The sequence below is a fragment of the Thermodesulfobacteriota bacterium genome (assembly GCA_040756475.1).
Taxonomy (GTDB): Bacteria; Desulfobacterota; Deferrisomatia; order Deferrisomatales; family JACRMM01; genus JBFLZB01.
This window is the reverse complement of record JBFLZB010000186.1, coordinates 1-8,629: the sequence shown is the minus strand read 5'-3', so window position 1 is coordinate 8,629 and position 8,629 is coordinate 1. Positions and strand designations below refer to the sequence as shown.

6 protein-coding genes are annotated in these 8,629 nt (G+C 73.8%); 2 read left to right on the top strand and 4 right to left on the bottom strand.

Going from position 1 to position 8,629, the window contains the following annotated elements:
* Window positions 1-667 (top strand): DNA repair protein RecN (locus tag AB1578_19435; GenBank protein MEW6490067.1); only part of this gene is annotated, 667 nt, incomplete at its 5' end.
* Window positions 664-1,158 carry an N-acetyltransferase gene (locus tag AB1578_19430; protein ID MEW6490066.1) on the top strand — a complete coding sequence of 165 codons (495 nt, stop codon included), beginning with the start codon at window positions 664-666 and terminating at the stop codon, window positions 1,156-1,158. The genes AB1578_19435 and AB1578_19430, both read left to right, overlap by 4 nt.
* Before the next feature lie 664 nt (window positions 1,159-1,822).
* Here the strand turns inward: AB1578_19430 and AB1578_19425 are convergent.
* From AB1578_19425 to AB1578_19410, 4 genes are read right to left on the bottom strand one after another with little or no spacing between them, the layout of a single operon-like run.
* Window positions 1,823-6,538: a prepilin-type N-terminal cleavage/methylation domain-containing protein gene (locus AB1578_19425; protein ID MEW6490065.1), complete on the bottom strand. Its 4,716-nt coding sequence runs from the start codon at window positions 6,536-6,538 to the stop codon at window positions 1,823-1,825.
* The gene (locus tag AB1578_19420) at window positions 6,538-6,999 is read right to left on the bottom strand and encodes a prepilin-type N-terminal cleavage/methylation domain-containing protein (GenBank protein MEW6490064.1); all 462 of its coding nucleotides are present in this window, start codon (window positions 6,997-6,999) and stop codon (window positions 6,538-6,540) included. The genes AB1578_19425 and AB1578_19420 overlap by 1 nt, the downstream gene beginning before the upstream one ends.
* Complete coding sequence (locus tag AB1578_19415; GenBank protein ID MEW6490063.1) at window positions 6,987-7,517, bottom strand: GspH/FimT family pseudopilin; 531 nt, start codon at window positions 7,515-7,517, stop codon at window positions 6,987-6,989. The genes AB1578_19420 and AB1578_19415 overlap by 13 nt, the downstream gene beginning before the upstream one ends.
* Window positions 7,507-8,430 carry a pilus assembly PilX N-terminal domain-containing protein gene (locus tag AB1578_19410; GenBank protein MEW6490062.1) on the bottom strand — a complete coding sequence of 308 codons (924 nt, stop codon included), beginning with the start codon at window positions 8,428-8,430 and terminating at the stop codon, window positions 7,507-7,509. Before AB1578_19410 ends, AB1578_19415 begins: the two co-directional genes overlap by 11 nt.
* Window positions 8,431-8,629 lie beyond the last annotated feature (199 nt).

Here is an 8,629-nt window from a genome sequence, read left to right as displayed (position 1 = left end):
GCTGGGGGAGGCGGACACCACCGTGTGTGCGCTGGAAACGCCCCGCGCCGCCCGGGGCCGGGCGGCCGCCGCCCTGGAGGCCGCGGCCGCCAACCTGCGGGACGCCCGGCGCGGAGCGGGAGTGGAGCTGGCCCGGCGGGTGGGGGCGGAGCTCGAAGCCCTGGCCCTGGGGCGCTCGGCGTTTGCCGTGGCGGTGGAGCCGGGGGAGGCCGGCCCCGACGGGGCCGACCAGGTGCGCTTCCTCCTCGCGCCCAATCCGGGGGAGCCCCCCCTGCCGCTCGCACGCATCGCCTCGGGGGGCGAGCTCTCCCGGGTGCTCCTGGCCCTCAAGAATGCCCTTCGCGACACGGGGGTCGAGACCCTGGTCTTCGACGAGGTGGATGCGGGCATCGGGGGAGCGGTGGCCGACGCCGTGGGGGAGCGCCTGGCCGCCCTGGCAACCGCGTGCCAGGTGCTGTGCATCACCCATCTGCCCCAGATCGCCAGCCGCGCCGCCCGCCACCTGCGAGTGGAGAAGCTCCTCGACGGGGGCCGCACCGTGATCCGGGTGCGGGCACTGGACCCGGAGGAGCGCATCGAGGAGCTGGCGCGCATGCTCGGGGGGCGCCACGTCACCCGGACCACCCGGGAGCACGCCCGGGAGCTCGTGGAGAGGAGTGCGTCGTGAATGCTGTTGCCGAAACCACCGCCTTGCCGCTCGCCGCCATCACCCTGGACCGGGCCCGCCTGGCGGACGTGGAGGCCATGAAGGCCCTGCTGGACGACTTCGCCCGCACCGGCGACCTCCTGGCCCGCTCCCGCCTCGACCTCTACGAGAGCATCCGGGATTTCGTGGTGGCCCGCCGGGGAGACGAGCTCGTGGGGCTCTCGGCGCTGCGGATCTGCTGGATCGACCTGGCGGAGGTGCGCTCCCTGGCCGTGCGCCGGGACTGCCAGCGCCAGGGGATCGGCCGGCTCCTGGTGGAGCGGTGCCTCCGGGAGGCCCGGGAGCTCGGCCTCGCCCGGGTCTTCGCCCTCACCTACCGGCCCGACTTCTTCCAGACCCTGGGCTTCCACGAGGTGGAAAAATCGGCGCTGCCCCACAAGGTCTGGCAGGACTGCATCCACTGCGTGAAGTTTCCGGAGTGCGACGAGACGGCGGTGATGCGGGAACTGTAGGGCGAAGCCCCTGATCCTCCGGGCGCGGAGGGTACCAGGGAAGGACGTCGGGAAGATCGAGAGCGCCTCACGCAAGGGCGCAACGAAGGGCTCTGGGGTGTTTCGGGAGACCGCCTTTGTGCCTTCGTTTGAGGACTTTGCGGCTTTGCGTGAAACAAGCCTTTGACTCTGCGAAGGACAACTTCATCTCACGCGAAGGCGCAAAGGCGCAAAGAAGGGCTTTTTGGGTGTTTCGAGAACCAACCGTCGCGCCATCCTTTGCGAACTTTGCGGCTTTGCGTGAAATAAGCCTTTGGCGTTTCGACCCCCTGCTCTCATCCGAATGCAGGGGGGCCCTTCGTCTCCCCTCGCGTCTCCCCTCGCTCTTCCGGGCACTCCCCGCACCGGCCCAGGCACGCGGCGCACCGGGCGTCGGGGCACCACTGGCACGCAAAGCACTCCCGACACGGGTGCTTGCGCTCGCCGTGGTGTCGCGGCACGAAGAGCCGCCCGGGCCAACCCGGGATGGGCCGAAACTCCCCCTCTTCCAACCTGTCGCCGGTGCTCCTCCCGCCGTGCTCCGAGGCGGGCGTGTCCGCGCCGGCGGCCGGGCACGGCCGTTTGGGGCCCGGGGCCGGGGAGGCGGTTTCGGAGCTCGCGGTGGGCTCCACGGGCTTCTTGCGCCTCAAGGCTCCACCGGGAACGAGACCGGACCCGCCGGGCAGCCGAAGGCGTCGGTTCCGGTGACGGAGAGGCTGCCCGGGGCCAGGGGCAGGAGGGTGGCGCCGAGGATCGAGGCGGACCCCGGGGGGGAGGCGGCAAAGGAGAAGGCGCCGGTCATGTCGGTGGAGGCGGCGTCGCGCACCGCCAGCTCCACCGGCTGACCCACCCGGGCAGGGATCGGGGCGGCCGAGAGGGCGTAGGGCGGGCAGGCCGGGGTGACGGTGAGGGGCCCGAGGGGGCACTGGCCGCCGGCCAGGGTTGCCGCCACGTCCAGGGGGGCGAGGCCGGGCACCGTGAGGGTGCTCCCCGGCAGGGGCGCGCCGCCGGCGGAGAAAGTGTAGCGCGCGGTCACGTCCAGACCCCCTTCGCGCACCGAGAGGGCGACCGTCTCCCCCGGGCCCGGAACGGCCGGCTGGGCCTGGAGGAGGCGCCCGGGCGGGCAGTTCACGGTGAAATCCAGGGAGGCCGAGCAGCCGGCCCCGTCCAGGGCGGTGACCTGGGCTCCCCCGATGGCGCCCGCCTCCACCTCCACCGTGGGCCCGAAATTCTGGATGAGGGTGAGGGCGGCGGGATGGTCGATGGACCAGGAGGGCCCTCCCTGGTGGCCGGTGGCGACCACCGTGGCCCGCGCCCCGGGCTCCAGGTCCGTGCCGCCCGGGGCCTCGAGGGCAAGGCCGCAGAAGACCCGCACCTCGGCCTCGGCGACGCACCCGCTCTCGTCCACGGCCCGGACCACGGCGAGGCCCTCGGCCCGGGAGGTGACCAGGCCGAGGTCGTCCACCGCGGCGACCTGGGGGGCCAGGCTCTCCCAGACCACCCGGCCCACGGGCCGCTGGGCCGCGAGGAGGAGCATGTCGCCCAGGGCCAGCTCGGGGGCGGCCGGAGAAAGCGACAGGCCGCAGCAGTGGGAGCAAAGCTCCAAGCGGCTCTCCATCCACCGGGGATCGTACCAGAGCTCGGCGGTGCCCGCTTGGCGCACCCCGCGCTCCGCGGCGATCGCCCCGTAGATCCGGGGGCCGCCGGGCAGGCGGATCTCCCCGTCGGCGTAGAGGGCACCGGCCAGGTTCACCGCCAAGGGGCCCAGGGCCGTGGGGCCGGGGGCCGCCGCGAAGTCCAGGGGCAGGTCGGCCCGGGCAAAGCCCCCCGCCGCCTCGTCGTAGCGGGCGTCGCCGGGGGCCGCGGCCTCCGCCTCCACCTCCCGCGCGCCGGCGGCGGCATCGAACATCACCGAGCCCGCCACGTACAGGAGACCCCGGGTGAAGTACTCCCCCGTCACGGTGAAGATCGGCAGATCCCCCAGGTCCGCCTGGTCCACCCGCCCGGCGCCCTGGAGACCGGCCGGTGCATCGACGAAGGCGAAGGCGCCGTCGTGGGCCCCCAGCCCCCCCAGGCGGGTGGCCTCGGCAAAGGAGATGGCCCCGAGCTGGGGCCGGGCCGGGTTGGCCACGAGCCACGACCCAGCGGGCCCGGGCACGGCCTCCCAGTAGACCCCCCGGGCCTTGGCCAGGAGGCGCAGCCGGTCGTAGTCCAGACGGGAGAGGAGGCCCGCCGCGTCGGGCACCCGCTGGAAGTAGTTTGGGTGGGAGATGGAGACGGTGTCCCCGGCGCCCCCGGGGGCGAAGGGCTGGTCCGTCTCGCCGGGGGAGAGGAGGGGCGCGCCGTCCACCGAGATGGTCCCCCCCACGTAGGCGTTGAAGAAAGGGTCTCGCGGCACGGGCCCATACGCCGCCGAGCTGGGCGCCGCGGCCGGGTCCTTGGCCACCAGCAGCGGCGCCGCCGGCAGGAGGAGGTCTCCGGCCACCGCGGCGTCGCCCCCGTGGACCCGCAGTTCCCCCTCCCAGTCGCCCCAGGACTGGGCGGGGAACGGAAAGCACACCGGCAAGGGCGGCACCAGGAGCGCCTCGGCCGCGCACCGGTCGTCCCACGGGTCGTCCGGGTCCGCGTAGCGGGCCCTCACGGTGACCACCCGGTCCACGGGCGCCCGCAGGCGGCCGCTGAAGGCGCCGTCGTCCGGGTCCCGGGTGACCGGGAGAGACCCCTGGAAATAGGGGCTGTCGAAGGCGCGGGTGCCGTGGACGTCGGACTCGAAGAGGTCGGGGCTTTCCCGATCGAGCACCGTCCCGTCCGCGTCCACCACCTCCACCTGGAGGCCTCGGTGGGTTCCGGCCGTGTTTTGGATGTCGTCGGCTGCGCCTTCCCGCGCGTTTTGGTCGCAGTCCTTCACCCGGAAGAAGACCTCCGATCCCTCGGCGGCGCACAGGGGCGTGTCCTGCGCCCGGGGGTTGGCGGGCACCGGGCCCGGGTTGTCGGGCACGGGGCTGATGAGCAGGTGATCGCAGGAGGTATCCACCGAGACCGCGTCGCTGCGGCAGGTGACCGCCCCCAGGGTGCCCGCGGCCGCGGCGTCGGGCAGGTGGGCGGCGATCCGAAAGGAGCTCCCCGTTCCGGCGTGGTTCACGTAGAGTCGCGCCCGGGCGGTCTGGGGGGCGCCGGGGGGGGCTCCGGCGGCAAAGGGCAGCACGGCGGTGGTCTGGAGGGCGGCGGGGCTGAAGCTCGCACTGCCTCCACCCCCGAAGGGTTCGACCACGAGCTCGACGGTGGTGCCCAGGGGCTCGCAGTGGGTCACTTCCACCGTGTACTCGGGCTCGCAGTCGCGGCGCAGGGTCGTGACGGGATTGCCGTCGCCGTCGAGCACCCGCACCGCGCAGCTCGTGCAGGGGGAAAGATGCACCGGCAGCGCGGGCAGGGCACCGGCGGGGTCCCAGCTCGGGGTGAGGGTGACCGTGGGCCGGTACGCCAGGTCGCCGAGGCCGCACACGGGGGGTGCGTAACGAATTTCGAAGCTGCCGCCGCTGACCCAGGCTCCGGGGGTGCCGGCCGACACCTGGCCCAGGCCGTCGTCCCGGCGGATGTCCACCGCGTCGGGGAACGGCGAGGGGTTTCCCTCCGATGCGAGGGTACCCAGGACCGGCACGGGCGGGGGGGGCGAGACGAGCGCCGCCGCGACGTAGAAGTCCCCGAAGGGGTTTCCCAGGAGGGTCGTCAGGGGGTTGCCGCAGGCGTCTTCGATCCCGAAGGTGTCGGCGACCCCCAGGGAGGGGTCGGGGCAGTCGGAGAAGGATGCGGCGGCAATATGGGGGGTGAGCCCGGCGAGCCGGTGGGGCACCGGGTGCACGCGCACGACGACCTCCCCCGGCAGGGCCGCGGGCCGCACGGCCGCCAGGTAGGGGTGGGGAGCCACGTTGACCCGCTGCACGCTGGAGTAGGCGCTGTAGGGCCCCCCATCGTAGCTGCGGTAGGTGAGGACCCCCGACTCGGCCGTGAGGCGCGGCGGGGCGAGGTCGCCGAAGCCGGCGGCGGGCTGGCCGCCGCCGTCGGTCACTTCCAGGTCCACCGGGTGGGCCAGGGCGTCCTGGGGCCGCACCCGCTGCGCGCAGTAGTCCAGGACCTCGTAGGTCACGTCCACCGTGCCGCCGCAGCCGGGCACGTCCAGGGTGTGGGCCGCGCCGGCGGTGTGGGGCGCCCCGGGGGCCACGGCCACCCCGTCGAAGGAAACCGATGCCGGCAGGCCCGGGATGACCTCGAGGTCCACCGTGGCGGTATGTGGGGCGCACAGGCCGAAGGGGGTGGACAGGGTGGGCGGCTCGGCGGTGCGGGCGGTCAGCGTGTGGACGCCCGTGGGAAACGCGCCGCAGGCCGCGGGCCAGGTGATGGCGGCGTCGACGCGTCCATCCGCGTCCGTGGTGCCGGCCCCGGTGACCGTGGCGGCGGAGGGGCCGGCCAGGGAAAACTCCACCCGGCGCCCGGCCTCGGCGGCTCCCCCGCGGGTCACCCGGAACCCGATGTCCAGGGTGCTCCCCAGCAGCGCCGCGCTCCGATGGAGCTGGTGGCCGGGGGCGGCAGGGTCCTGGTCGGGGACCGTGGCGGGTAGGAGGCTTACCACCGGGCAGTCCCAGAGGTTTCGGGGAGAGACCGAGCTCGTGAGCCGGGTCAAACGGTATCCGCCGTGGTCGGGGAAGCGCGGGTCCGGGTGGTCGGTCTGGGTGATGACGTGGAGCTCGATGCGCCGGACCACTGTGTCCAGGGGCTCTCCGGCCGCGACCCTGGGGCTCGTTGCCGTGTCCACCCGGTCCAGGGTCTCGAAGGTCCCGTCCCCGTCGAAGTCGCCGTAGTACATAAAGAGGGGCTCCCCCAGGCGCAGATTCGCCAGGTGGAGAGCCACCTGGGCGCCGGCGCTGCCGTTCACTTCCCGGGTGAGGGTGTGGTGGGGGCCGTCGGGCTTGAGGAAGTAGCGGTAGGTCTCGGCCGGGGACGCGGCGTAGGCGCCCGGGATGACCTGGTACCCGTCGGCGGGCTCGGCTCCCGGCACGGCGGACCCCGGTGCCAGGGCGGCGTGGTCGGTGCTCCGGTCGGCGTTGAACGTGAGTTGGTAGGGGTGGGCCACGAGCAGGCGCACCTGGCCTTCCTCTCCCGCGACCCCGGCTCCCAGGGAGGTGAGGGCGTGGGTGAGCTCCTCCAGGGCCACCCGGGCGTTTTGCTGGGCGTCGGCAACCTCTTCCTGGATCGAGAAGGAGCGCTGCTGGGAGATGAAGATTTGGTAGACGAACGAGAGGAGCACTCCCACGACGGCGAGGGTGACCAGAAGCTCCACCAGGGTGAACCCGCCGGGCCGTCGCATCAGTACCTCGCCTTGGCTGTAAGGAAGGAAACCTCTCCCGTGCCCCGCGCCCCCAGGTCCCAGCCGACCGACACCAGAATCCGCGTGAGGTCGTCCTCGTCCCCGGCCAGGGGGGGCGCCACAGGGAACGCGAGCTCCACGGTGTAGATCCCCCCCACGACCCGGGGTGCCGGGGGAGCGGCGGCGAGGGTTCGGAGCAGCTCGTACTCCAGGGCGCGGAGCTCCTCGGCCTGCCCCTGGGCCAGGGAAACAGCCCGGCTGCGGACCGCGGCGCCGTCGTTGGCGCGCAGGTTGGCGATGACGAGGGGCATGAGGGTGGCGAGGCCGACGGAAAAGACCGCCATGGCCACGAGGGCCTCCACGAGGGTGAAGGCCCTCGTGCCCCGGCGGAGGGCGCCGAGCCGCAGTCCCGATGGTCGCCTCGCGCCGCGCGGCACCGCCAAAGCCATCATCCTTCCCATCCCGCCCCGCTCCTGCGGAACGCCCGGGCCCGCCCCGTGGTGGACACGACGGTGACCTTGCGCTCCCGGTCCTCCCGGACGCCGGCGTCTTGCCCGGGGCGCAGGAACACGGTCCCGCCGTTGGACGTGCCCCGGGGCTTGAAGAGGGCCTGGTCACCGCCGAAGCTCACGGGATCTCCCGTCAAGGCGCTCCCGAAGGCGACCCCCCGGTAGCGTTCCCCCAGGGCGACGGTCTTTACCACGTCGTCCCCGGGGCTCACCCCCGGGGTTGCGTCGGTGTCGAGGACGAGGGTGTACGCCACCCCAGCCTGGTCGAAGACCAGGAAGGCGTGCACGCCCCGCTCCACCGCGAGCGTCCGGGCCAGACGCAGGTCCCCCACCACCTGGCGCACGGCGGCGTTGACCCGATAGGTGGGGAGGTTGACCAGCACGTAGGGCGTGCCCACCCCGGCCAGGATGCCCACCAGCGCGAGGGCGATCAGGAGCTCCACCAGGGTGAAGGCCCGTCTAGAGCCCATCTTCCACCCTCCAATCCCCGAGGCGCTGCTCGGGCAGCCCGGCCCGCAGGAGGGTGAGGCTCACCTGCCGCCGGCTCCGGTCCACGGTGCCGGTGGACGAGAGGAGGTACCGGCCGGCCTCGGAAGGGTGGGCGCTGGCTTGGACCCGCGCCGTGCCCAAGGGGTTGCCTGCCACGTCCGCGAAGTTCCGGTCCCAGGCGGGGGTAGCGCCGTGGGCGTCCCCCGGAGCCCCGTGCCCCGCGGCCAGGGCGGCCGCCCAGGGATTCCGGGCGAGGCGGTAGGGGCCCGGCCCCGGATCCCCGGAGAGCTCCAGCCAGACGGAGGGAGGAATGACCGAGGCACCCGACGCGCGGACGTGGAACCCCTGGCGGGAGGCGTTCCACAGCACCCAGGGGTTCCAGCGGTCCGCCGCGGTACCCGCGGCCCACACCGGGTCGTCCACCCGGAGCGCGGAGGCGGCGGCGTCCCAGGTGACGGCCGGGTCGGCGGCGGGGTCGGGGATCTCGCGCAAGACGAAGAAGCGCCCCGGCGCGGGGTCGCCGCCCGCGACGGCGATCACGGGGTGGGGAGCGGCGGTGTGGCTCTGGATGGGGAAGCCGTGGCCGGTGCGGTCCACCAGGGTGAACCCTGCGTACCGGTTGCCGTCCCAGGAGTCCAGGGGGCCGGCAATGGGGGTGGCGACCCGCACCTGGCCGGCGGCGGCGGCCTCGATCTTCCCCCAACCCCGGGCCAGGTAATACCGGGCCTCCTCGAGACCTGCCTCCGCCAGGTAGAGGGCGGCCCGGGCATCCCGGTCCCGGGCGGAAATCTGCACCTCCAGGGTCGTGGACTGGACCGCGGCGATGCCCAGCACGCTCAGGAGCGCGAGCACCATCATGGCGGCGACCAGGGCGAAGCCGTTGCGGGACGACATGGGCCGTACCCCCCAGGGAGCACCAGAGGGGGTCCACCGTAGCACAGGGCGGCGCCTCGGCAAGGGGGTTCTTCCAGGCCAGCCCGGCGGGGTCCTCCCCCAGATCGCCGAAGCGGGCGGGCCGGGGGCCTCCCCTCCGGCGGCGCAGAATCCAGTGAGATTCTGGAGGTCCGTGGCATTCCAGCGAGGGAACGGGAGG

Coding starts and splice junctions, on each gene's coding strand:
- AB1578_19425 (MEW6490065.1), bottom strand. CDS start 6,538: ATGCGACGGCCCGGCGGGTTCACCCTGGTGGAGCTTCTGGTCACCCTC.
- AB1578_19420 (MEW6490064.1), bottom strand. CDS start 6,999: ATGGGAAGGATGATGGCTTTGGCGGTGCCGCGCGGCGCGAGGCGACCA.
- AB1578_19415 (MEW6490063.1), bottom strand. CDS start 7,517: ATGGGCTCTAGACGGGCCTTCACCCTGGTGGAGCTCCTGATCGCCCTC.
- AB1578_19410 (MEW6490062.1), bottom strand. CDS start 8,430: ATGTCGTCCCGCAACGGCTTCGCCCTGGTCGCCGCCATGATGGTGCTC.